Below are 24,125 nucleotides of genomic sequence, written 5' to 3' on the forward strand. Positions count from 1 at the left end.
ATCGAATCTACACAGTCGCTATTGCTGCCTCAATAGCAAACACATACCCAGATCAACGCCATTGGTAGGGTATGCAGGATTAGTCACAACAAACCTGAATGATCACTTTACTCACCCCAGCCGGGAAACCTCTCCCGTTGGGAGGCAGTTTTCCCCGGAATCAAAACCATTGAAACAGGAGAACTGCTATGAGTTCTAAACCAAGCCAGAAAGCATCTGGCGCAACCAAGAAGGAAACTCAGAAAAAAACTGGAGACGCGAAGAACGAACCGCAGAAACAAACGGTATCGAACAACGCTGACAACAGCCATTACTTTAACCAATACAGCTCGGGCATCGCCTATGTCAATGCACTCAAAGAGTTCAAGGCAAGCGATGGCTCACTGCGTTACGGTGTAAAGCTGGCTGTACTCCAGGGGCCAGTTGATAATGTGCATTATGAGTATCATGACCTCATTATCACATCAGAAGTGACCCTCAACGCGCTCTTAGCGCAAAAGGAGGACATCAACAACGAAGACGTAAAAGTAATTGCTCATTTTAATATGAGTAACCCCCGCTCTAAGTCATTCATTTACAAGAGTGGCAAAAAAGTAGGGCAAATCGGAACGTCTATAGGTGGATTCCTAACAAGGATTTTCTACCTCAAGGTTGATGGTAACGAAGTCTACAAGGATGAACGTATCTTTGACGACGCTGAAACCGTTACCAGCGATGAGCCGCCAAACTGGAGCGAGATTGATGGCGAAGAAATCCTATTCTGAGTCTAAACAGGGCAGTTAAGCGAACAGGCTACCTGCCCAACCCATTCCTGCCGGGAACTACCGTTCCCAGCAGGGGTGGTGTGTTCCCACTACCAAAAGGTGAACACTATGAATGGTTCCATTTTGTCTGTTATCGACGCTGAACAAGCTCCGTTAACCAAACAGGAATTAGAGCTAATTAAAAGAGCCAAAGAGCTACTTTTTAGAGACTCGAGAGAACGAGGTATTTATTTTTCTACACCAGACGCCTTAAAAGACTTTTTAACACTAGAGATCAGCATGAATGAATCTGAAGGGTTTTATGGTCTTTTTCTGGATACGCAACACCGTCTTATCGAATTTAGTCGATTATTCAATGGCACCATTGACGGTTGCTCAGTATATCCGCGAGAGGTTGTAAAAGAGGCGCTTCGGGTAAATGCTGCTGCGGTAATATTTGCCCATAACCACCCATCAGGTGTGGCAGAGCCAAGCCCTGCAGATAAAAAAATAACAGGTCGTCTCAAAGAGGCATTAGACCTGGTCGGGGTTCGGGTTCTTGATCATATGATTTTGGGGCATGACCACTGCGTTTCTTTTGCTGAAAGGTGCATGATTTGAACGCTTGAGCTTCACCACTACCCATTAATAATGGATAGTGGTGTTTTTATTTTACTTGATTGTTATGAAATACTTCGTCTGGATCGCCATAGATCTGATAAGGATGGCTTGGCGCTAAATCTTCGATCAGTTTGGGCGGGTAGTTGGAATCTTCTTCCTCTGGCTCATCTTTATCAAAGATAAGCCCGATAAGAAAAATAAACACATTAGAAGCCACCTGTAGTACCGCGACTACAAATGCGAACAGGAGTTTCAGGCTGGCTTTAAAAATATTCATTGGTTGACCACTGGTCGTATCTACTAAGTGACTCCGCAGTGTTTCTGTGGGTGACACTTACATCACTATATACGAATAATTGGCCAAATGTGGAAAATATATGACTGGAATATTAGAGAACGTAACGACTATTTGTCAGTATTTTGTTTTGATACTTTCTGAGTGGTTTCCTCAAATAAATCTGACATATCACATTTTAGGCTTTTGCAAATAGTTTCAAGAGTTTTCAGGCTGATATTCTGGCTCCCACTCTCCAATCTATTCAGAGTAGGGCGAGAGATGCCCGCTTTTCGAGCAAATGCTCCTTGTTTTGTGTCCCCGCGAAGCGACTTCAAATTTCTTGCCAATCTTTGGCTTAATTCCATAATATCCAGCTTGGATGATAATTTTGTAAATAAAATGCAAATGATTGATTTGCCGTTAATTAGTCCTCATTGCCTCTTAAAAGGAATAATGGCGAGACTTCAAGGATTCGCGCTATTGCATCCAGCTCATAGTCTTTAACTCCTCGTACACCACGTTCGATTTCTGAAATATCAGATCGGTCAATGTTTAATCCAAATTCAACATCCATAGCCGCAGCGACTTCGGCTTGGGAGAGCGAACCTTTCTGTCGAGATTCAGCGATTCTTTCGCCACAGATATTCTGTCTATTATTGCTCAAGCAGCTGCCTTTCTACGAGGGAGGGTAGGTTTGGATATTATGCTGTTACTTTGTTGTGGTGGACATATTTTCTAGAATCTCCATGAGTTCTGCAGCAGCTTGAGCTGGGCAGACATTGCAACCTTTGCAGATTTGGTAGAACTCAAATAAATCCACTCTTCGTTGACCACGCTCTATGTTTCCAATAAATGATTGCTCCCTACCCAATTTAGCCGCCAATGTCTCTTGGATTAAATTCGTGTTTTCATCTCTCAGCCGGGTAAGAAATTTAGCGATGGCTTTGCCTTGAGGGCTGTGAAGGGTTTTTTCCATGCCGCGATTGTGCGTACAAACCTTCTTGATTCAAAAATCGAATTATGGTAGATTTGCTAAGTGCCAGAAATATAAGCTATTTATGGTTTATGAGGGGTTTCTCTTAGATAGGTACTACTTGGGGAATAAGTCAGCAATATCGCATCGAAACGCTTTGCAAAGGTGTTCGAGAGAATCAATGGTTATATTTTCTTCTTCTTTTTCTAGTCTGCTGGCCATGTCCTTATTGATTCCATAGAGGCGCCCAAATTCACGGTAGGGCATACCGTTACGCTTTTCGCTGATAAATTTAGCTATCCGGTGTTTTAAGTCCGCTTTCATGGGGCGAACAGTAATCGGTAATTTGTATCACAAGTGATACAAATTCAGCCTGTATGCATTGAGTTTGCGACTTATCTGAAATGAGAACCCTAAGAGAAAAACACAGACAGGACGTACTGGAAGACATATCAACTTCCAGAAGATGCCGAAACTCTGGGTGGATTGATGAGCCGAGTAGCGACTACCTTGTTCCTGATAGTTGCGACCAATACCTTACAGTCGCCAAGGCAGCGCATCGATTCAAAAAGACTCTGTCGGCCTTAAACGCTTGGCCTGAATACCAATCCAGAGTTCTACAGCTGATCGGTGAGCAGGGCTTGTCCGAATATACCTTTGATGTGTTCCAGCAGGTAATACCGCATCAAGTAACCCCAATTACCATCCGCCCCTTGAGTAATTTGAGTGGGCCATTGCTATCGGTTTGCAGGCAGTATCAGCAGCGAGTGCTGGAAAATAGCCCTCCTGATGGATACACCAATCACATGTATCGCACTGAAACCCGTGTAACCGGGCAGGGTGGGACGGTTTACTTCCAGTCAGAGGTGGTACTGAGTACCGACAGGGGGAATTACGGTATTGTGAACACCCCAGTGGGGCCAGGAATCATCGCATCTCTGGCCTTGATGGCCGAAAGTGAGTCAGGCGACAAGCTATTGGCAAAGGTTCAAGTGGTATCCATGCAGCTGCACGCACTATCTACAACCCTCTACGAGTCCCTCAAGGCTACGTTTCCAGAATTGTTCCTGGATGTTGTTGAAAAGCCAGTGCTGGAAGAAAAGCACCGCCGCCTGATTGCGTTGATGGCTCAAGAGGATTTAAAGCTGGGTGAAGCCGCTGAAAACCTGCTTATTTGCAGAGATACGGCCAACAAGCACATCGCTGCCGCAAAAAAGGCGTTGGGGGTGAAAAACACCTCGTCACTGATTTACAAGGCCGCCAGAGAAGGGCTGATTTAGTGACCGAACGCCCGTTTATACAAATCGAGGCTGGGTGGTAATCTCCGGGTTCAAATACCCATAAACGATGTTCCTCTCCAACCCGGACAGCATGGTGGTAATGTTATTGCCGCCGTATTCCTGGAAGTTAGCCCAACTTTCACCATCCCTCCAAACCAACCAGGCGACATAGGGTGATCCGTAGCCTTCAGTAACCTGACCCGAGGTTACGCCCAGCTCTTTCAGGTCACTAATCACTTTGGCCCAGTGTCTTTTGAAGCTTACAAGGTTTTCAGGATTTACCCAGATTGGGTATTTCACGTAGGTAGTTTGTTCCATGAGTTGCCTCCTTGCTACTAGGTCATTCTTGATGCTGAGAGGTAATCGATCAATAGATAATCAGTCTGTATCTATAAGACCGCATTTACTCAACTATCCGCCCAAAAACATCGACGGTCGGATTCCGAAACGGTCAGCCAGTTTTTCTATGGCATCCCGCTGTAGGGTACGTTTTCCATTGAGGACTTTTGAAACCATGGTTTTATCACCGATCTCTGGCAAATCGGAGCCGGTAAGCTGGTGCTGCTGCATCAAGCTACGGAGTAATGCGATATCCGTAGGTATCGATTCGGCCTCTTCCAAAAAAGCCACCAGTTCGGCATCCTGGGATTCATAGGATTCAATTGCCTGGCTCAACAGCTCGATCAGCGGGTTCAGAGGGTCGTCCACAGTGTCACTGGCTTCTTCCAATATTTCTTCTAGCGTCTGTACAGCCCCTTCATAATCCGCTTCATTGCGAATAATCAGATACGATTGGGCGATGTGCATAAAGTCTTGGTATGCATCGATCAATGCCGCTTGTGCCATTTCTCACCTCCGCTTCTGTTTACTCGCTTTCCGGTATTTAGCCGTTAATTTGTCGTATTCCGGGTGATTTACAATATGCTTAATGTATATCCGGCCATTTACAAACTGGATAAAGGCCAATACCCGCAGATTATTACCGCCAACATCCAGTACCCACCAACGGTCGTTGTACTTGAAATTGTCGAGCGAGGGAAACACCGCGCGCAATTCCTCTGGGGTCTTAAAGTCAGTGCCATTAAGCACTTTATACATATACATCAACGACTCTCGGTCGTTGGGATACTTTTTGGCCGCATCATTAAAGGGCCGTTTGGAAATTACGTGCATGGGTTGCCTGTGAGTCAACTATAGATCTAGGTTGACTCTCTGTCAACCAATTCTTGGGCCTATGTAGGAATACGGGAAGTATTGCGTCCTGTCAATCAGATAGTTTCAATTGGCTCTGCAGCGGCCAACAATACGATCATTCCATTTCGCTTTTCTATGGCTTTGAGCGGAAACAGGGTTTCGAGTGCTGCAATAGCCCGGCTGTGATCATCTGTCCGAAACACCCCGGTTACTCGCAAAGAAGTCAGTTTAGGGCTGCCCAAAATGATTTTCTTGGTGGAATAGCGATTTAAGTGTTCTACCACCTGTTCCAATCTATTGTCTTCAAAAATCAAACGGCCTTCTTGCCATGAGGTGGCCTGCTCGATATTGGCAGATGCTATCTGCTGTGGTTTTGTCGATGCCGTATAAGTAGCTTGCTGGCCCGGAGTCAGAATGACAGGTTGCAGATCGCTGGGTAACGGGTTGTTTTCTGTGTTCGTAGCCTCTCCCTGCTGAATATTATCTGTGTTGATCACCGCCACTTTGCCTTCCAGAAGAGTGACCTCGACATCGCTGTGATCTCGACTCACTACAAAGACGGTGCCAAGGGCGGTTATCTGGCCGTTACCGGCTTGAACCCTAAAAGGCCGGTTGGCATCGTGAGCCACATCAAACCTGGCTCGCCCCTGGAGTAGCTCGATGGCTCGTTCCTTATCGGTGTACGTTTGTTTAAGGCGGGTTTGAGCGTCCAGATGAACCAGAGAGCCGTCATCTAGCTTAACTTCTTTCAATTCGCCCACGGTGGTTGTGTGCAGATACTCTGGTACAGAAGAAGGGGGCCACAATAGGGATAAGCCAATGGCGGCACAAACAGATGCGGCTGCTGCCAAGCCGCCCCATCGCCAGAGATTGCTCACCCTGGGATCGTTAACCTTCGTATCTGTATTCGGCCTGGAGGGTTGGCTGTTGTAGTCGTGAAGGGCTTCTTCTCTAAGTTCCAGGATTTCCTTGCCATTGCCAAAGTCGGTCAGCTCATCCCACACGCCCTCCAATTCCTTGAGAGAGCGGCGTTCGGGCAGGTTCAAGCTTTCTGAGGTTGGGTTGTTATCCAGGCGCCGGGCAAAAGTTTGAATAACTTTTTCGTGATCGGTGCTCATGAATCACCTCCCAATGCAGCCCGAATCACTTTGATGGCCTGCATCATGTGCTTTTCAACCGCACTGCTTGAAATCCCGTAACGGTGGGCGATGTCTCGATAAGTCAGGCCTTCGTAGCGATTGAGCAAGAAGATAGTACGTGTTTGGCGGCCCAGTTTATCCAGTGAGGCCAAAAAGCGCTCATAACGCATTTGACTCTCCAGTGCCTCCTCAACGGAACTGGTGGCATCATTGGCTTTATCATCATCGAACGGGTGGTGGGCGTATTGGAGTTTTGCTGAATCTGAGCGAATACGATCTTTTAACACCGAGTTGGCCACGGTAAAAAGATAGGGTTCCAGATTGCCTTGTTTTTCAATCCCGCCCCGCTTAATCACTTTGCAGAAAACTTCCTGGGTCAATTCTTCCGAATCTTGCTGGTTGGATGTCCGTCTGAGGAAATACTCATGGAGCCTTTCCCGATACTGAGCCAATACTGTCCGACCCCTGATTTCGTTTATGGGGTTCTCTTTGTGACCAGTTTTGGGCTTGTTTAATGTCATTGCTACTCTCTGAATGTCACCGCCAGTATAGCCAAGAAATACACAACTAAAGTTTGGATTTTGTAAAAATCCCGATCCTATATTAATCCTATATTTTCCGATTCACAGAGTATTTGTTGGTAATAGCCAGAACTCGGAATAAAAGTGCCAGATATTGATTCAGTACGACCTGTATCCTGCACTGCGCCATACACTTAACGATCAAAAAACATAAGTTATTTCAATGTCTTAAAAATTAACCTGAGGAAAGTTAAATAATTTACGTTTAGTAAGGTAATGGTTTAAAAAAATTGTTGGCACTAATGTGTAGGTGGGCGGGTGAAAATAGCCCACTCACTATATGGCTTGAGAGAACTCCGGCCAGTGGCACGTTTTACTGCAAAATAGTTTCAGATTGACTGGTTGCGCTTTGTTTATCGCCAAAACTCTCCCCAGATATCTAAAGCGCTTTTTTATTCGATGGTATGGCACAATTCTGTCATCTTATTTCTGCCGTATTTTCAAACTATGGCTTCATTAGCCCTTGAACAGTTAAGAGGTATAGAAAGGCACAAATCTGTACATAAAATAATTTTGAGTATGACCGTCAATTCTTCGGTATTCCTCCTGAGTAGCCCCAAAAACGTGATGGCTACCACACCCTAACAAGAGTGGAGGAAAATACATGTGCAACAACAAAGAATATGGTCTACACATAAATAATGTGCGCAGGAGAAGTGGGAGTAGTCAGCAAATGGTTTTGCCCCCCAGAAAGGAGGCGTCATCCCGTGAGTCGTGGATTTCTCATATCCGGTCAAAATCACTCACAGCCAGTATAATCAGCCTATTAGTCCCTTTAGTATCCCTCTCGGCCCCCTTGGCCCAAGCGGACACCTTTAATATCAAGAGCCAGAATCTGGCGGACGCGCTCAAAGAGTTTGCCCTTCAATCCGACAGCGAAATTCTATTGTCCCCGGAACTTGTTCAAGGCATGAAAGCCCCCTCTATTGTGGGTGAGTACAGCAAACAAGCCGCCTTAAAAAAATTGATCGGTAAGCATAATTTGGCCATTGAGCGGGTAGGGGACGGCACCTATGTTGTAAAGCCCGGTTCAGACAGCAAAGCCGACCCATCAAAAGCCAAGCAAGAAACCAACAATTCGCCCACATCCAGCAGTAATCCCCCAGTGAGCAATCAAGTAGAGCAAGTATCAGAGACTACAAAGGAGGCCGGGGAAGAGCTTGTGATCGTCGGTACCCATATTCGGGGTGTCGAAAACACAGCATCTCCGGTGTTTGTCTACAATCGGGATCAGTTGGCGAGTCGCGGGTTTACCACCACATCGGAATTCTTGGAGTCTCTCCCCCAAAACCACGGCAATGGGTTATCGGGTATTGGCAGCATTACTGGAACCAATCGAGCCAATCTAAGAGGACTGGGACAAGACAATACCCTGGTACTGGTTAACGGACGGCGCGTAGCGGCTCAATCGGGGAGTGGGGTGGATTTATCTTCCATACCGATCAGTGCCATTGAACGCATCGAAGTGTTGGCAGATGGCGCATCTGCACAGTATGGAAGTGAGTCCGTGGGCGGTGTGATTAATATTGTCTTGAGGGATATTTTTGTCGGTGGTGAAACACTGGCTCGATATGGCGCACCCACTCGGGGTGGATTTAGTCAAAGTGGCTTCGTTCAAACCTTGGGAACTGGCTGGGGAAGCGGACAAATTTTCGGCAGTTTTAATATCGAGCATAACAGCACACTGCATGGGTCAGAGCGAACAATTACGCGAGGTAACTCTCGAATCAATGATCTACAGTCAGAATCTACTACTCGCAGTTTGCTTTTTCGCGTAGAGCAAGAGTTGGGGGAGTCTACCGATTTTTTTGTGGACGCATTGGGCAATGAGCGAGAAGTCAATTTCAATACTTTTTCATCGCATGGGAACTCTGACGTTCAGCAGGTTAACTATCTAGCTGGCATAGACCAAGAGTTGTCAAACAGTTGGCAGCTAAACGCCGCTGTTGGATATACAGAATTTGATACTCTTTCGACCAGAATCAGCAATTTTAGCGGTGCTGAGTCCACGGGATTTTCCAATTACAGAACACTGACACTGGATGTAAAAGCCGATGGCAATGTATTTGCTGCAGCAGGTGGCGATGCCAAACTGGCGATTGGTGGCCAGTATCGTGACGAAGAGCTGGCAACTTCCTCATTGCAGACAAACCTGACCCGAGATATCTCCGCACTCTTTGGCGAACTGTATGTCCCTATTGTGTCTGACACAAGGATTGCGAAAAGTATCGAGGTAACAGCGGCCCTACGGTACGATGACTACAGTGATTTTGGCAGTTTTGTCAGCCCCAAGCTGGGTGTTGTTTGGGCAGTCAATGAGGAACTGACATTCAAAGCAACCGTTGGTGAGGCAACCCGTGCTCCACGTTTAACGGAACTGACACCTGCTTTCTTTCCTGTGACCGTACGTAGCGTCATCGACCCCCAGTCGGCCAATCCCAATGGTTTGGCGTTTGCCATTACCCGTTTGGGGCCAATTGATGGCTTGGCGGAAGAAACAACCAACACCTTCACGGCTGGATTTGAGTGGCGTCCAAAATATATTGAGGGTTTATCGGCAAAGGTGAACCTCTTTGATACGGATACGAAAAACCAAATTGGCGGTGTATCCGTCAATCTGGCAAATGAAGGGGCATTTTCAGACTTTATCCAGCGCCGACCAAATCCATCGGATGTACAGGGTGAACAAGCGTTTCAGAGCCTTGCAACGATGCTCTTTAATCTACCGGGAGCGTTCAATTCAACGCCATTGCAGAATGCCGATAATGTGGACTTGATTCTCGATGGGCGCATCCAGAATTTGGCGCGTGTTCGCAATCGCGGCGTTGATTTGGAGTTGGGATATGATTGGGAAAGCCTGGTGGGTGACTTCAGAGTAATGTTTAACGCCACCTACTTGATCGACAATAATACCCAGGCCTTTGCAAACGCTGACGTTGTGGATGAGATCAATAGTCTCGGTCGGCCTACAGATTTGCGACTCAATACCCAACTGTCTTGGCACAGTGGCCCTTGGAGTGTCGATACCACCTTTTACCATATCGATGACTACTCAGTGAGTGCCACAGATACAACCCATGTACCTTCCAGTAATACGATGGATCTGGTGACACGATACGCCTTCACAGAGGACTGGCCACCGTTTCTGGCCAATAGCAATGTGTCACTGATCATCCGCAATATGTTTGATCGAGATCCACCGACATTCTTAAACCGATTTGGCACCTTGAGTTTTACCGACAGTGTGGGTGGCTCTCTTGAAGGTCGGCTGATCACTCTGCAGCTCATCAAATCCTGGTGATACTTCCCTGAAGCATTCCTGCCTCGCTCAGTTTGAGTGAGGCACTTACCAGCCTACCCGAGAATACATCATGAGACGATTACCCACTAAAGCCACTTGGCTTATGGGGCTGTCATTATTGGCAGTCGCCCTTGCCTATTGGCATTTTGAGAGCATTCACGATCAACCTCCAAAGCAATGGACGCTAATGAGTCCTGAACTCACCCAGTTAAAACTCAAGGAATATCGATTATTAAAAGATATACAGAATGACTATAAAGAAAACGGCAGGCCACCTTCTGAGCCAGTATTGACACTGCTCGGGGAGGTTACTTTACCCACTGTCTTAACAAAGCTAGTGACTACAGTTGACCCCTTTGAACTGGCTCGATTAACAGAGTCGGCCCATGCTTTTTACCAGCAAGAGCCGCAAAGTGAAGCGGGTTATAGAGCGATGATATTTGTCGCACTTTGGGCCAGACCTTTGCCAGAAGGTCAGTTGGCTGAGATGAGTAAACTCAGGGAAAGGTATCAAGCTAATTACAATCTCACTCAAAAACAGGTCGATGAGCGCATCGCCAAAGTGCAAACCTTGTGGACAGAAGATCGACGACAAGTTTTGCGTAAAAAAGCCTTTGATGCCCTTTTAAAATATCATCTTAACCGGGAAGAACTGCTACAGGTATTTGATGATCGAGGAGGACTCTACGAAATCCGTTCCAATGACGAAGCCCTTGCTTTCGCCAACACCTTGGCTTTGGATAGCCCTTACCCCCATGTTCGGGGACAGTACGCGTTTGCCTATGCTGAGGCGATGATCTTGAGGTCGCAGAATAAAAAGTACTCTGAATCCCAGCGCCTTGTCTATGAGCGAGAAGGGCGCAAGATGGCGAAATTAGTTAGAGACAAGTATGGCGACCTAAAAGCTCTTAGATATGGTGGGTTGAATCCCATCAGACTCGGTAATCTGGCTTCCGCTATGCTGGCGCTGCAAGTTGGCCAGCCGATGCCTGAAGTGACCGTCAATCTCTATAATGGCAAACTGGATAATCTCGCCAATCACCGTGGCAAAGTGGTGCTCTTTGATTTTTGGGCGACCTGGTGTGGTGCCTGTATTGCTAAGTTTCCAGAGTTGATGAAATTTCAGGAACGAATGGCCGGAAAACCTTTTGAGCTGATTTTGATCAATGTGGACGATAATCTGGAAGAGGCAATGGAGTTTGAGGAAAATGTGAATGTGCCTGGAACGGTAAAGTGGTATGCAGGGCCGGATCACGATATTTTGGAAAAATGGCATATTGCCCGATACCCAACTTATTTCCTGGTTGACCAAAAAAATAATTTGCAATCAAAATTTCCTTTTGATGAGAATCTAAAGGAAGAAATACAACAGCTAATCATTACCCAATAAAAAAAGCAGAGGTACAAAATGTACCTCTGCATGTTTTCCACTTAAAAAAGTGGGCAATCTTGGGTCGGAGTTCGATCTTCAAGTTCGAACAGGATTACTTCACATTGACTGTGAAATTGCGCCTCGGCAGGGTAGTCAACTTGAGAACCTGGGGCAGTCGCAAGGGCTTTTGTGTCTTTTGAAACGATTCCTACTTTTTCCATGATATTCACCATTTGGTTAGTTGGGTTTGATGCCAGACAAGCTGGCAATACAGATCATAAAAAGAACCCCAACTATCACCAATTCATATCGAAGTGAAATTACGAGAATATTCAGGGGCTATTGGATTCCCTGGTTGTGTGATCCAGTGATGCCCATTTTTGCACCCAACTCTCGATACTGATAAGCGCCTTTAAGCAAACCGAATTGGCATCCAAGCGAATGGTTTTTCCCGTCAAGAACGATTCCAGAACTTCGGTATCGATCAGGCCCATGTTGCCAAGCATTCCATTTTTTACCATCGTTGAAAGCAGCTCTTTGGCGTCTTTATAAGCATCGTTGTGGTGACTGGTACCACAGCCCTTGGATTCGCGGCTGGCAATACGATAGGGGATATCCTTCAAAAAAGCATGACGGATTAATCCCCTAGATTTACCACCGTAACTCATTAGATAAGTCGGAATTTGAGCGCACAGCTCAATCAACGGTTGAGAATACAACGGCAGGCATTTGTTGAGATGGTGTTCGGGCCGGACGGTTGGATGTTCCAAAAAAGGCGCCAGCATGGCCGATATGTGTTCCAGCTTACCCGGAGCAAGAGGGGTGTCGATATTGATGGCTGGATGAAGGTTGTCGGCCAGATTATGGCGAGTGCGTACTGATTGGGCGATGACATCACTCCCTTGAAAGCTCTGATAGGCAATCAATGGGTTAATGGGTCTTTTGAATCGATCCCGATACACCAGTTTCAGAATTTTCCCCAGTGATACCCGCAGTATCAGAGCCACATCCATAGCAGCGCGGATGCATCCTGGTCGGAACAGGCCTTGCTCTCGGGCGTAGTCGATGGCCGAGAACGGGGAATGAGCCGCATAGAACAACTCGTCGCCCCCCTGGCCGATAAACAAACAATCGGATTGGGTCTGATTGGCCAGATTCTTTACAAAAGGAGCGAAGTGCAGGCCGTAGTGATAGTCGTGCAGTTTTTCAGCGATGGGGATTTCAGCGACTTTTGATTGGTTGATGGATTCCAAACAGGCGGGCTGTTCGATCAGTTCAATGTTGCCAAACCAGGCGGCCTGTCTTGCGAAATCCCGTTCGTCATTGCCGGGGTCGTAGTAATTCAGTCCGGTGACAGCCACCGGCGTTGATGCGTATTTCAGGCAACCTAAGACGATAGTGGAATCCAGGCCGCCGGAGAGGCTTAAGAGAATGCGCTGATAAATGCTGGCCCAGGCATTGACGCAATAGATGGTGACTCTGCGCAACTCCTTCATAGCGTATTCGGCATCCTTTAATTTTGGATTTGGGTGTTGAGCAATGCTCACCAAGTCCCAGTACTGTTCACGGCGGTTGCCCTTAACACCGGTGGTGCGGCATTCGCCGGGCATTAACTTGTGGACATTCAGCAGACCCGTCTCGCGGGTTTGTATCAGGAAGCCCAATAGACGCTGCTCAACTTGATTCCAGTTGATGGGGAATTCTGCCCCTGGCATCTCCGTGCATAGGGTGACACTGGAGAAGTACAGGTGAACGCCATCGATTTCGCTGTAAAAACACGGTACGCCCCAGGTTGGGTCGGCCAACACATGGCAGTGCTGCTTATCCGACTCGTAAATGACCGCGAGGTAATGTCCCCAACATTGTTCTACCAGATACCGGCCTTCTGAATCCAAAATCTTGCGAATGACATCCGGGGACAGTCGATCCAGTGAGTGGATCGCGTCCCCTGGCTGATAGCTCTCTATATTGGATTTGGAAAACAGCTCTCCCAGTACCAATACATCGGAATTTGGTTGCCGGTTTTTTTTTGAGAGTTCCAAAGGAAGTTCGGGTTTTGGAATAGGGTGGCTATCGCCCACCGGCTCTATATCAGCTGTTAAGACAACCAGACCCTGCCGGAACGTCAATACCGTCCAATCGATGTCAGTCTTCTCGTAAAGACGGTAAGTAATCAGCCTGTTGGCGGCGGCTGTGTCTCTGCTGCTGTTGGGGTTCCAGGTAAATAGGATGTAGTGGCCACTCATGATCAAACCACCATAATGGGGGTTTGCAGGCGGGTGAGGGCAACGGTGTCATTGAGTACAAAGTTGTCATGCTCTACCCAGCAATGGGCGCCAAATGGCCCCAGGTGTACGCCAAACACCAGTGTGGGCCGGATTCGATGTTGCATCAGAAAATGCGCTAATACCAAGGCATCGTACAAGCACTGATTGTGGGCAGTGAACAGCAAGGGACGAAGCCGATTAAACACCTCCACCAATGTGCGTAGCTGGTATTCCGGAGCGGGTTCTTTAGACAAACGAGACTGGTTGCGTTTGATACGGGCAATCACTTTTTCAATGGGGCGCCATTTCAGAGCAGCGTAGCCAAACCAGGCAGCGCGCAAAAACCGAAAAAGATGTTTGCCCTGAATACCGGGTTTTAAGCCAATATCAAAACCCACCAGATCATAGTCCGGTGCCGGGTGTTGCCCAGTCAGGCGTTTGGTGGATTCCCCGGTGGGTACTTTTTTCAGAACCCCCTGTTCTTGTAGTTCTTGTGCCAATACCTGGCAATCCTGGGAAAGAGGGGCGAGATCCTTGGCAGAAAGCAGTTGATGAAAAAGTCGGGTTTTGTGCCGATCCATGGAAAAATACTGATCGGTTGCCAAGTCCAGAATCACCAGTTGTTGATCAACCAGGCAGCCAAAGGTATTTGGTGACAGGGATAGCTGAGTCATGCGTGCACTCCATCTGACAGGTGAGTATCGATGGTACTGGCAAGCAAACGGGCTGTGTAATCATATTGGCACTCTATTCTGCCCCGATAGGCTTTAAAAATAGGGTTTTTTCTACATCCAATATTCTGGCGATAGGCGTGTCTTGGCTGAGAGTGACTGATTAAGCTGTTCGGAAAGTCACTGCAATGAGTAAAGGACGATGAACCCCAAAAGAATTCGCCGGATGGTATTTGTAGTTTTGATGTGCACCGGCTTGATGACTAACGCTGATCAGCCAACAGAGAAACCATATCGATTGTTGGAAAAACCGCTCGCTAACCCGCCGGATGTGCTTGAAGTCTTTCAATACAGTTGCCCCCATTGCCTGGCATTACACCTAAAGCTCAAGCAGTGGCGCGAGGAACAAAACGCGACCATTTCCACCGGCTTTCTGCCTGTGGGTTTGAGCAAACAAAAAGTCGTTCACGCCAAGTTGTACTACGTAGCCCAGGCAGTAAACCGCCTGGATGAATTGCATTTACCCATCTATAACCAGCTAAAAAATGACCGCAGGTCGCTGGACAGTGAGGAACAGGCTGCGCAGTTTATCCATCAACAGACGGGCATTTATCGCGCCAAAATAGAAGGCCTGATTCAGTCTAAAATCATTGCTGACCGCCAACAAGCCGCGATGTCCCTGGCTCGGGAATGGCGTGTAACGGGAACGCCGGTTGTGGTGGTCAAAGGCCGGTATTTGATCACCCTGAAATCCGCAGGTGGTTTCAATAATGTCATTCCGGTCATTGAACGCTTGCTAATTGAGAAGGGTGAAGAAGCCAAATAGCTCTTTGGGTTTCAATCGATATAACCTGGATCAAAGCTGAATATTGGCCGGTTCATTTTGACAAGCCCATAGCTCATAGTATGGCCCTTCCTTAGCCAACAATTCACGATGTGACCCCTGTTCCACAATCTCACCGTTATCCAAGACCAGAATGTGGTCGGCGTTGACGATGGTAGACAGCCGGTGGGCGACAATAATGGTGGTGGTGTTTTGGGAGATTTGCCAGAGGTTTTCCTGAATGCGCTGTTCGGTTTTGACATCCAGCGATGAGGTGGCCTCATCAAACACAAACACACTGGGTTTTTTCAGGATGGCGCGGGCAATGGCGATACGCTGGCGCTCACCGCCAGACAGTCGCAACCCACGCTCGCCCACTACGGTGTCGTATTGTTCCGGCAAAGACTGAATCGTTTCGTGAATGCGAGCCTGCTTCGCCGCCCAGATAATATCGTTCATGGGCGCATCCGGGTCGCCAAAACCGATATTGGTGGCCAGGGAGTCGTTAAACATCATGGTGTCCTGCGGAATCACCGCAATCTTCGATCTCAACTCCCGAATGGGCATTCCATAGATGGACTCGCCCCCTATCCGAATATCGCCACTCTGCGGGGAGTACAGTCGCAGCAGTAACCGGATAATCGTGGATTTGCCGGAACCGCTGGCACCCACCACCGCCAGACTCTTGCCGCCGACAAGCTGAAAATTGAGATGTTTCAAGATCGGCTGGTGCAGGTCGTAGGCAAACTGAATCTGGTCGAACTCAATCGATGCAGGTTGACTGCTGTTTTGATTTGGCTCCTCGTCAATAGATCGCTGAGTTGCTGGTGCCTGCTCACCTTCTACGGCTCGATCAAAAATAGACAACATCCTTTCCAGATAGGCAATGCCCTCGGTCAGTCCTCGAAAGCTGTGACCCAATTGTTCCAGGGGGGCGATGATCTGAATGAGATAGGTGTTGATCAGAACCAGCTCACCAATAGACAGGTTGCCTTCCAAATACTGACTGACAGCAATCCAGTTGGCCGTTCCCAGAGACAGGCAGAAGACGATGGACAACAGCAGGTTATTCAGCAGTCGATGCCGGTATAAGTGGCTCCAGCTGGATTCTGCCAACCCCAATGAGCGGTCATACATCGTGGCTGCATAGTGTTCGTTGGTAAAGTTCTTGATCGTTTCGATGTTTAGCAGACAGTCGGTCAAAATGCCGTGGGTGGCCACCTGTGAGCCGGACAGCGAGCGCGTGGCGTCACTGATCTTTTGGGTGCCGTTCAAAAATATGCCCACATAGGCCAGGCAAGACACCAGCAGCACCAACAGAAACAACGGCTGCAACCCCCACAAAATGCTCGCCACCAGTACCACCTGGACAATCACGGGTAAAAAGGTGAACAGGGCGGTTTGCAGCAGTATGCGGTAGCCGCTGAGTCCCTGCACCAGGGTTTGGTTGGTGGTGCCGCTTTTATTCTTGAGGTGGTAATCCAGAGGCAAGTGCAGAACGTGGAGTAACAGTCTTCGACTCATCGACCGAGCCAGTCGTGCATCGGCTTTGCCAAACAGCGTGGCCCTCAACTCACCCAACAGGCGGCTGGAGAAATGTGCCACCACATAGGCAATAAGAAGCGCGTAGGGGAGGGAGAGAGCAAGGGCAACATGGGTGGTGTGCTTTCCGTCACTGAGCGCATCAATCAGGGCTGAAAACAGCACCGGAATCAAGGTTGTCACCGCGGTGCCAAGTACCACCAAACCCAATGAACCAAGCAATCGTAGCGCCACAAATCGTTCAATGCTCGGCTTGATCAGTGTGAAGGCTCGACTGAGCGTACTGAACAGAGGCAGTCGTTCAAAGCTGATGCGCGGATTGTCCATTCTGCCCCCGGTGACTTGTGACTTAATGCGGATTGAAATGATATAAACCACTTCCATTGAGTGTTAGCCATATAGGAGGAATATTTGAAATGTTGGTTGATAAATCAGCAAAAAGGTAAATCCGATTTAGGAATATAAGAATAATATTGGATGAAAATATTGTTCATATATCCGTATATATGTGGCCTGACGCGAATTAACTCTCTGTAAATAAATGAAATTTTCACAATTCGAATGTGAAGACCACGAAAGTGGCAGAAAGATACTAGTCTGCTACACTGATTTACGATGGCCCGCCCAATTTATGAGGCATAAAGCCCGATGGATATGTTTTTTAATGGATGCGCATAGTCGCATTTGGGGAGAGTAGGCCGTAGAGGGCAGTCACCACTGCCCTCTACGCCATGGATTTTACTCTTGAGGTGTGACATGGAAACGCAAAATGCAGATATTATTTCCCGCGTGTACGACGATATCAAACAGCGGGTGATGCACTGCCAATACCGGCCCGGTGATCGACTCTGTATAGATTTGATCGCAGAAGAACTGCGAGTCAGTGCTACTCCGGTTCGGTCTATTATGAATCGACTGGTTTCAGAAGGTTTTTTGATTTTGGTACCTAAAGTCGGTTTCTTTATGAAGAACCTGTCGGAAACCGAAGTCAGAGATATGTACGAATTTTTACGAATGATAATCCTGAATTGTTCGGATTCTTTGAATACCCGTAAATCACTCAATACCCCACATTTCAGTGTTGACCGCTTCAAAGAACGGCTGGAAAAGGCGGAATCCAACGGCATTCAGGTGTCCGTTGATTTCAGTAATGCGTTTTTCACAGAGTTGAGTGTTCGGTCGGGTAATGAACTGATTGTTCAAAAGACCAAGAATTTGCTGGAAAGGCTTTATTACATTCGATGCATAGAGACTGAGTTACATGATCCGGCCAGTGAGGAGCTGCTCAAGATCTGTGATTTTTATAACGCTCTTGACCATCAAAATTTACGGCAAGCTCTCGACACCTACTTTGAATCGAGGTTTTATCACTTGCTTGACTTGTGCAAGTTGGTGCGGACATCGTTTGAAAAAACAGATTGTACCTACCAATTTGGGCCGAGGGCGAAAGCGGCAAAGATGATAAGTAGGGAATACACGCTTTCAACTTAAGAATCGATGTAGTCTCTCAGTGAACTCCAGACGATGTGAAGATCCAATCCGGACTCTTCGGCTATGGTCATAAACCGCTCCCGTTCATCCAGTTCGTGGTGGGTTTTCCAAAGCTGCCAGAGTTGATGGTCGATTTCTTCTTCGCAATTCCTGGGTCGCCCGGAGCCACTGCCTTGAATCTTGAGCGCGCAGCGGCGGCGTGAGAACTCGGCAGCGTGCATGCCAAACAGACGGCGCATCAATATCAGTGGTGCGCCCATAAGCATATAGATATCTTCAAGTTCCTTTTCTTCCCGTTTTAAGTCCAGCTCATACAATTGCTTTTTGAGGGCAGGGGTGTCGATGGAAATATTGAGAAAATTCTTAGCCCGTTGAACCAGGGATTTTTGTTGTGAGAGGCTGAGCTGAGACAGCTTGCAGATCAACTCATCGGTGAGCGCGTTGCCTTTGAAGTGATCGGCAATCAGGTTCTCAGAAGTGGCCACCAAAAAGTGGGCCGCAGATTCGCACATTTTGTCTTCAAAGTAAGCCATACCATAGATTCCTTGTCGTGAAGGGCAGTTGCCTTTGCGACTGAATACTACGAATGAAGGTTGTAATATCGCTTAAAAAGTAAGCGACTTAAAAAGAAATTTTTAAAATATTGGAAAGGGGATATTGGCTATCTGAAACTAAAAAAACACAACATTAATTTTATAGGAAACCCGATTGGAAAAACAATATAAAGGGTTAACTCTATTTATAGGCTACATGATAATTTTATGAAAGTGGTCAATTTGTGAAACGGGTTTTACAGATAACGCAGTACTTTATTTGTCTGATAAGTGCGGTTTTTACCTGCCTGTTTGCGATAGAAATTGGTCAAGTCGGAAAACCAGAGAACACTCTGGAAGGGAATGGCCTATCTTATATCTTGGGAACCGTATTGCTGGTTTGTCTGGGAGTGGCAATAGACGCCTGCAAGTACATCTTTTGGCGGTACAGGGCGCGGGGTGTTTTCAATACAGTTACCGCTTTAACATTGATGCTCTTTTCCTGGTTGGCCAGCTGCGCTTTCTTTTTTACCTCGGAAGTCAATTTGTTGTCGGGCCATAGAGACGCGGAACGCCAGGTAGAGTCCCTGAACCACAAAATCACCAGCCTGCAATCTCAGGCAGAGAATCTGCAACGATTGGCTAACAAGCGTTTCGACAGTGCTTATCACAGCCAGTGGCAACGCGCTCAGGAAGATGTTCAGGCCATAGCCGATGTAAAGGCGCAGGTAGCAATGCACATTCAGCAAAAAGCAGCATTAACGAGCGAGCTAGCCCCACGGCTTGCGAGCCGCCAACTTTTTACTGACATCTCTGCTTTATTGGGCTTTGACAGCCGTTGGATAAGAATGGTCTTCTACGGGCTGCTTGGGTTGTTACTGGAAGTCAGCAGTCTTGGGATGATCAGCCTCAACACCCCGAGACCCAAAAAAAATAAAACTAAAAGAGTCCCCACAGAGGCCGAACTCTTTCAACAACGAGAGGCCAAAGCCATTCGCATTGCAATGGATGTTATTTTGGGGAACGTGAAGCCCTCATTGCGACAATGCCAGGCGGCGGGCTATGGGGTCAGTCGGAGTTTCCTTAAACTCATCTTCAAATGCCTGGAAAAAAGCGGACTGATTGAACAATCAGCCCGCAAGAGCGGCTATCAATTATCTCTCCCTGATTCAAAGGATGCCTAAAATTCAGAAGGCACCCATTTGGCCGCTTCCGTTGTTGGCGGATTGGTAAAGTGTTCAACCAACCCCTCAACCACTTGGCCTTTCTTCCCACTTTTGGCTTTATCTGCCCACTCTTTACCAAGAACTGGCTCCAGTGTGCTGGCCAGAATTGGAAGGCTAACTCTTGATAAGTAGTTTTCCTTTGTTGGCCGCCAGTACTTTTCAAAGGGGACTTCCAGCAGATCAATCAAGTGGTCTTGCAGATCGGATACACCTCGGGTTTCAATGGTCAGGGACGATGCCACACAATAGGCCAGCAGCTTCTCTTTTGTCCGCTTGGGTAAGGCACGGAAGGCATCAAATCGCTCTGCCTGGGTGTCTGGGGTCAGCCATTGTGTATCCAGTGCGGCGCGGGCTTCTTCCAGTTCGGAGGCAGCGATGGATTCCTTGGTGTCTTTCCGTGTGGTTTCGCTGCCAACAAAGCGTATGCTGGTATCAAGCAGATCACACTTGCTGCAACCCCACTCAGCCAGCACTTTGAAACAGATCGTGTAGTGCAGCAAATCAATGGCGACAGAAGCCTTGTTGGCAATAACAGCCTTGCAGGCCTGTTGGCGATACATGCCCAAATCGGTTTTCAGTGCATTTGAGATACAGGGCTGTTTCTCGCCTTGGTCATGAGTATCTGACTCATGGTTTTCGTCGTTCGTATTGTTGGCTTGAACGGCTTTGCGATCAGCCATACCACGTTTGACCAGCAGCTTACCTTGGTAGTCGAACCCCACAATAATGATGGAAATGGCTTTTTGATCATCGGTGTAGGTGAGATATTCGTCAATCGCTTTCTCTGCTTGGGTGATTTCATCTTCTTTCTCATTAGAAGCATCGAGCAATTCATCGGGCCAATTTTCATCTTCTCCACGAGTATCGATCTCTTTCAATTCGGCCTCCAAATCTGCCAGTCGGTGGCGAAGTTTGTCTGGAACGCCGATATGTTCTGGCGAAAGTTGGACTTTACCTTCCTCAGCTTCGCGGAAATCCGAACTGCAAACGACCGTAAAGCCCGACCAGCCTTCATCAGAAACAATCTTCTCGGCTGTCTTGGTGAGTTTTTTCTCGGCCAGGGTGTATACCAATTCCGGGTCGGAGAGATAAACCTTTTTCCCAAACAGGTCAGTGGATACAGCGCCACCGGCTCTCACGTAGGCCGCTTTACCGACAAATGCACCGATACGACTATTGGTGGTCACCGCTTCACCCATTAGCCAGCATTTGATGGCGCCGGGGTAAAGTTGGTAGTTTTTGCTCAGTTCCCGATAACAAGCCAACTGTCTCTCGTGATCATCGGACAGAGTGAAGGCTTGCATTTCCTCAATGGTTAACTTCCCTTTGCGGTACTCGTCCATTAATTTTGGGCATACTCGGCCCAGGCTCAATATTTTCTTCACATGGGTCAGTGGCTTGCCAAATCGCTCGGCTACCTCGGTCGCTTCAAGCCCTTGGTTGTCTATGAGGTCGGAATAGGCCACCAGTTCATCCGCTGGGTGCATGGCTACGCGGTGCGTGTTCTCAACCAGAGAGATTTCAGTGAGGGCATCGTCTTTGGTTTTGAGGTTGCAGTCTGTCAGGTAGTCATCGGGGATTTCCTTCTGCTTGGCCAGATACTCCAAGCCAGCCAATCGACGGCCACCAGCTTCCACCTCAAATTTGCCACGTTTGGCCCGTGTCACCACCAGATTCTGCAATAGCCCGTGACTCTGTAAGCTGGCGATCAACTCTTTATCTGCCGCTTTCGATGGATTCACAGTGCGAACATTGCGGGGTGAAATGGTGAGTTGGTTTAAAGGTATTTGTGTATACATGATTCTGCCTCTTGTTGTGTTTAAGGGTTTAACCCCCACTCCCTCTGGGGTTGAAAACCCCCAGCAGCGCCCAGCCCCACCGGGCGCGAAAGCACCGGATTCGCGGGCGTCGAGGCAGGGTTCCCCCCAACGGGCAGGCCACCCGAAGCAAGGCGAAGGGCAAGCAGGCTCAAGGCAGTTGTGAGCCAGCGCAGCATTTCGTTTACGAAATGTGGGGGATACCTCGACGCCCGCGAATCAGGTGCTACGCTGTGGCAAGGCCCAGAGGGAAGGTAGAGTCAGTGAGCGCCAAGGCGAATGCCTGGCATCCTTATGCGGCGATTTGTGCCGCCGAGGCAGTTCGGAACGATCTGCCAAAAAACGCCGCTTTGATCTGCCGGTGTCGAAGACGGGGCAGTTCAAATCGGCGAACCTATAAATAGTTACACCCAGGATGATTCTTGAGTCAATTTCAAAGGGTAGGTGTGAACTTGAATAAATGAAATCGACTCATATCGTATAATTGATTGCCTGTATTAATTTTCGCTTTCATACAGGGCATCTACATCAGAGCAGCTCAGAACATAATCAGCGGCCTTTTTAGCATGGCTGGCCGCAAAGTGATAAGCCCTCTTAGTTCTCTGACGGCGATATAGATATAGGCTCAAATGCTGTATTGAGCCTGTTTATAATTGTCATGTGAGCAAAGTAGATGTGGGATTTATTTCTGTGTAAATACTGTGTAAATTGTAAGCTGCAAAAAACACAACAGCGATACATTTTTTTAAGTTATTGATTTATTTGATTTTTATTGGTCGGAGTGAGAGGATTCGAACCTCCGACCCCCTCGTCCCGAACGAGGTGCGCTACCAGGCTGCGCTACACTCCGATAATTCCGCTTGCCGAAGCGGAAAACGGCGGCATTATAGCACCGTTTATGGCCCTGTATATTGTCTTGTCGCTGGCCATTTGTGCTGTAAAAAGTTTACCCAAGGACAATTGTGAGCAGATTTTATTTGTTCTTCGTCGGCTAGGTGCCTATGCTTAAGGGTGTTCTTCTCCTGTGATTCCCCTAGTTATGAAAACAACCAGAAACACCAGTACCGAAAAAATTCGCGAGAAAAAGCGCCATTTTATGGCCCGTGAAGAAAAAATTGTTGAAGCCGCTTTAGAGTTATTGCTGGATAAAGGGGTGGATCGCGTTACTGTGTTCGATATTGCACGCATGGCAGGCATCGGCAAGGGTACGGTGTACAAGCACTTCATGACAAAAAACGAAATTCTGATGCGTATTGTCATGGATTACGAGAACCGCTTAAGTGAAAATCTCAACGATGGTATAGCACGCGCCCGCAATGGCGAGCCCGGCGCGGCCGCCACAGCCTACTTTCGCTCCCGTCTGAGCAACCCGGCTCTGGATCGCCTGGTTCAACAACTGGAAGTACGTTTGGAAGCAGAGCCTGAAATGTCCGTTATGCTGAAGAAGTTGCACAATTTGCGCCACGCCAATATGGAACGTCTCAACAACATGGTGGCGGATTTGATCAGCGCAGGACGCCTGGAAGATGTTCCCCCACACCACCACTACCTGGCTTGTTGGGCTCTGGCTCAGGGGGCTGTGGATCTGTTTTTTAATCAGACTCTGGATTTTCTCAACATTCGCGACAAGCATAAACTGCTGGACTACATCACCGACATTGGTGTCACTATGGGCAACCGGGGGCAGCTGCGCAGCTGACGACGGTTGTGTCAAAAGTCTCCTCCCTGTTTGCCACTCTGCTTGCTGAACAACAAAAAGCCAACGCCTCACTGCCTCCGGTGGATAAGTGGAATCCGTCGTTTTGTGGCGACATGGATTTACTGATTCGGCGGGATGGCACCTGGCTGTACGAGGGCAGTGCCATCCAGCGACCGGAGCTGGTAAAGCTATTCTCCACCGTACTGAAGCGGGAAGGGAATGACTACTATTTAGTAACCCCCGTGGAAAAGCTGCGTATACGTGTGGAATGTGCTCCGTTTCTTTTGGTTGAGGTCGAACGCAGACAGGAAGCCGGGGAAGACGCACTCTGTTTTACCGCCAATACTGGCAACCAGGTGGTGGCGGGGCCCGACAATCCCATTTGGATGGAACCGTCAGGGAAGGGCAATGAACTCCTCCCTTATATTCGCGTACGGGGCAATCTGCCGGGGCTGTTGAGCCGCTCGGTTTATTACCAATTGGCAGACTGGGCTCAGCTGGGCGAGGGCGATGGGTGTTCTCGCCATGGGGTAGTCAGTCTCGGGGCATTCTTTGCTCTGGAGTAGGGTGGATTA

25 protein-coding genes and 1 tRNA gene are annotated in these 24,125 nt (G+C 48.0%); 10 read left to right on the top strand and 16 right to left on the bottom strand.

The genetic code is table 11. From position 1 onward, the window contains the following. The first annotated feature begins 188 nt into the window (after positions 1–188). Positions 189–764 (top strand): DUF3577 domain-containing protein, encoded by a 576-nt coding sequence (locus tag ACVBEJ_RS00145; protein ID WP_447127565.1) that lies wholly within the window; start codon positions 189–191, stop codon positions 762–764. A 108-nt stretch (positions 765–872) separates the two neighbouring features. After that, complete coding sequence (gene radC / locus ACVBEJ_RS00150) at positions 873–1,364, top strand: RadC family protein (protein ID WP_447127566.1); 492 nt, start codon at positions 873–875, stop codon at positions 1,362–1,364. Between the two features lie 46 nt (positions 1,365–1,410). Here radC and ACVBEJ_RS00155 read toward each other — a convergent pair whose 3' ends face one another. From ACVBEJ_RS00155 to ACVBEJ_RS00175, 5 genes are all read right to left on the bottom strand, one after another. Next, positions 1,411–1,641 (bottom strand): hypothetical protein, encoded by a 231-nt coding sequence (locus tag ACVBEJ_RS00155; protein WP_447127567.1) that lies wholly within the window; start codon positions 1,639–1,641, stop codon positions 1,411–1,413. A gap of 128 nt (positions 1,642–1,769) precedes the next feature. Further along, positions 1,770–2,006: a helix-turn-helix domain-containing protein gene (locus ACVBEJ_RS00160; RefSeq protein WP_447127568.1), complete on the bottom strand. Its 237-nt coding sequence runs from the start codon at positions 2,004–2,006 to the stop codon at positions 1,770–1,772. A gap of 59 nt (positions 2,007–2,065) precedes the next feature. Further along, positions 2,066–2,305, bottom strand: a complete 240-nt coding sequence (locus ACVBEJ_RS00165) for a helix-turn-helix domain-containing protein (protein WP_447127569.1) — start codon at positions 2,303–2,305, stop codon at positions 2,066–2,068. A 45-nt stretch (positions 2,306–2,350) separates the two neighbouring features. Further along, on the bottom strand, positions 2,351–2,617 hold the full coding sequence (locus tag ACVBEJ_RS00170) for a helix-turn-helix domain-containing protein (protein WP_447127570.1): 267 nt from the start codon (positions 2,615–2,617) through the stop codon (positions 2,351–2,353). 114 nt (positions 2,618–2,731) lie between these two features. Then, on the bottom strand, positions 2,732–2,938 hold the full coding sequence (locus tag ACVBEJ_RS00175) for a helix-turn-helix domain-containing protein (RefSeq protein ID WP_447127571.1): 207 nt from the start codon (positions 2,936–2,938) through the stop codon (positions 2,732–2,734). A gap of 317 nt (positions 2,939–3,255) precedes the next feature. Between ACVBEJ_RS00175 and ACVBEJ_RS00180 the strand changes: the two genes are divergently transcribed. Beyond that, entirely contained in the window at positions 3,256–3,894 is a 639-nt protein-coding gene (locus tag ACVBEJ_RS00180) for a helix-turn-helix transcriptional regulator (protein WP_447127572.1), read from the top strand. 15 nt (positions 3,895–3,909) lie between these two features. Here ACVBEJ_RS00180 and ACVBEJ_RS00185 read toward each other — a convergent pair whose 3' ends face one another. The 5 genes from ACVBEJ_RS00185 to ACVBEJ_RS00205 all read right to left on the bottom strand — a co-directional run bounded on the left by ACVBEJ_RS00185 (position 3,910) and on the right by ACVBEJ_RS00205 (position 6,748). After that, positions 3,910–4,212 (bottom strand): hypothetical protein, encoded by a 303-nt coding sequence (locus ACVBEJ_RS00185; protein ID WP_447127573.1) that lies wholly within the window; start codon positions 4,210–4,212, stop codon positions 3,910–3,912. Positions 4,213–4,305: 93 nt separating this feature from the next. Beyond that, positions 4,306–4,740, bottom strand: a complete 435-nt coding sequence (locus ACVBEJ_RS00190) for a helix-turn-helix domain-containing protein (protein ID WP_447127574.1) — start codon at positions 4,738–4,740, stop codon at positions 4,306–4,308. A 3-nt stretch (positions 4,741–4,743) separates the two neighbouring features. Next, a complete protein-coding gene (locus ACVBEJ_RS00195; RefSeq protein WP_447127575.1) occupies positions 4,744–5,067 on the bottom strand; it encodes a type II toxin-antitoxin system HigB family toxin in 324 nt (107 codons plus the stop codon). Between the two features lie 95 nt (positions 5,068–5,162). After that, positions 5,163–6,206, bottom strand: a complete 1,044-nt coding sequence (locus tag ACVBEJ_RS00200; protein WP_447127576.1) for a FecR family protein — start codon at positions 6,204–6,206, stop codon at positions 5,163–5,165. Then, positions 6,203–6,748 carry an RNA polymerase sigma factor gene (locus ACVBEJ_RS00205; RefSeq protein WP_447127577.1) on the bottom strand — a complete coding sequence of 182 codons (546 nt, stop codon included), beginning with the start codon at positions 6,746–6,748 and terminating at the stop codon, positions 6,203–6,205. The genes ACVBEJ_RS00200 and ACVBEJ_RS00205 overlap by 4 nt, the downstream gene beginning before the upstream one ends. Positions 6,749–7,604: 856 nt before the next feature. Here ACVBEJ_RS00205 and ACVBEJ_RS00210 point away from each other — a divergent pair. Further along, positions 7,605–10,109 (top strand): TonB-dependent receptor domain-containing protein, encoded by a 2,505-nt coding sequence (locus ACVBEJ_RS00210; RefSeq protein WP_447127578.1) that lies wholly within the window; start codon positions 7,605–7,607, stop codon positions 10,107–10,109. A 70-nt stretch (positions 10,110–10,179) separates the two neighbouring features. Then, on the top strand, positions 10,180–11,499 hold the full coding sequence (locus ACVBEJ_RS00215) for a TlpA family protein disulfide reductase (protein ID WP_447127579.1): 1,320 nt from the start codon (positions 10,180–10,182) through the stop codon (positions 11,497–11,499). Between the two features lie 314 nt (positions 11,500–11,813). Here the strand turns inward: ACVBEJ_RS00215 and ACVBEJ_RS00220 are convergent, their stop codons facing one another. Further along, positions 11,814–13,727, bottom strand: a complete 1,914-nt coding sequence (locus ACVBEJ_RS00220; protein WP_447127580.1) for an asparagine synthase-related protein — start codon at positions 13,725–13,727, stop codon at positions 11,814–11,816. 2 nt (positions 13,728–13,729) lie between these two features. After that, complete coding sequence (locus ACVBEJ_RS00225; protein WP_447127581.1) at positions 13,730–14,422, bottom strand: lasso peptide biosynthesis B2 protein; 693 nt, start codon at positions 14,420–14,422, stop codon at positions 13,730–13,732. A 199-nt stretch (positions 14,423–14,621) separates the two neighbouring features. On the opposite strand from ACVBEJ_RS00225, the gene ACVBEJ_RS00230 reads away from it, so the two are divergent. Further along, positions 14,622–15,245 (top strand): thiol:disulfide interchange protein DsbA/DsbL, encoded by a 624-nt coding sequence (locus ACVBEJ_RS00230; protein ID WP_447127582.1) that lies wholly within the window; start codon positions 14,622–14,624, stop codon positions 15,243–15,245. Positions 15,246–15,275: 30 nt separating this feature from the next. Here ACVBEJ_RS00230 and ACVBEJ_RS00235 read toward each other — a convergent pair whose 3' ends face one another. Further along, positions 15,276–17,111 carry an ATP-binding cassette domain-containing protein gene (locus tag ACVBEJ_RS00235; protein ID WP_447127583.1) on the bottom strand — a complete coding sequence of 612 codons (1,836 nt, stop codon included), beginning with the start codon at positions 17,109–17,111 and terminating at the stop codon, positions 15,276–15,278. A 429-nt stretch (positions 17,112–17,540) separates the two neighbouring features. Between ACVBEJ_RS00235 and ACVBEJ_RS00240 the strand changes: the two genes are divergently transcribed. Next, on the top strand, positions 17,541–18,275 hold the full coding sequence (locus ACVBEJ_RS00240; RefSeq protein ID WP_447127584.1) for a GntR family transcriptional regulator: 735 nt from the start codon (positions 17,541–17,543) through the stop codon (positions 18,273–18,275). On the opposite strand, the gene ACVBEJ_RS00245 is transcribed toward ACVBEJ_RS00240, so the two are convergent. After that, the gene (locus tag ACVBEJ_RS00245; protein WP_447127585.1) at positions 18,272–18,808 is read right to left on the bottom strand and encodes an STY4526/YPO1902 family pathogenicity island replication protein; all 537 of its coding nucleotides are present in this window, start codon (positions 18,806–18,808) and stop codon (positions 18,272–18,274) included. The two genes, ACVBEJ_RS00240 and ACVBEJ_RS00245, sit on opposite strands and share 4 nt — an antisense overlap. A gap of 245 nt (positions 18,809–19,053) precedes the next feature. On the opposite strand from ACVBEJ_RS00245, the gene ACVBEJ_RS00250 reads away from it, so the two are divergent. After that, positions 19,054–19,992: a hypothetical protein gene (locus tag ACVBEJ_RS00250; protein WP_447127586.1), complete on the top strand. Its 939-nt coding sequence runs from the start codon at positions 19,054–19,056 to the stop codon at positions 19,990–19,992. On the opposite strand, the gene ACVBEJ_RS00255 is transcribed toward ACVBEJ_RS00250, so the two are convergent. Next, the gene (locus ACVBEJ_RS00255) at positions 19,989–21,833 is read right to left on the bottom strand and encodes a ParB/RepB/Spo0J family partition protein (RefSeq protein ID WP_447127587.1); all 1,845 of its coding nucleotides are present in this window, start codon (positions 21,831–21,833) and stop codon (positions 19,989–19,991) included. The genes ACVBEJ_RS00250 and ACVBEJ_RS00255 overlap by 4 nt on opposite strands. 791 nt (positions 21,834–22,624) lie before the next feature. Next, positions 22,625–22,701 (bottom strand) — tRNA-Pro (locus ACVBEJ_RS00260). Positions 22,702–22,890: 189 nt separating this feature from the next. On the opposite strand from ACVBEJ_RS00260, the gene ACVBEJ_RS00265 reads away from it, so the two are divergent. After that, a complete protein-coding gene (locus ACVBEJ_RS00265) occupies positions 22,891–23,550 on the top strand; it encodes a TetR/AcrR family transcriptional regulator (protein WP_447127588.1) in 660 nt (219 codons plus the stop codon). An 8-nt stretch (positions 23,551–23,558) separates the two neighbouring features. Next, a complete protein-coding gene (locus ACVBEJ_RS00270) occupies positions 23,559–24,116 on the top strand; it encodes a DUF1285 domain-containing protein (RefSeq protein WP_447127589.1) in 558 nt (185 codons plus the stop codon). Positions 24,117–24,125 lie beyond the last annotated feature (9 nt).

The sequence above is a fragment of the Porticoccus sp. GXU_MW_L64 genome (assembly GCF_052983295.1).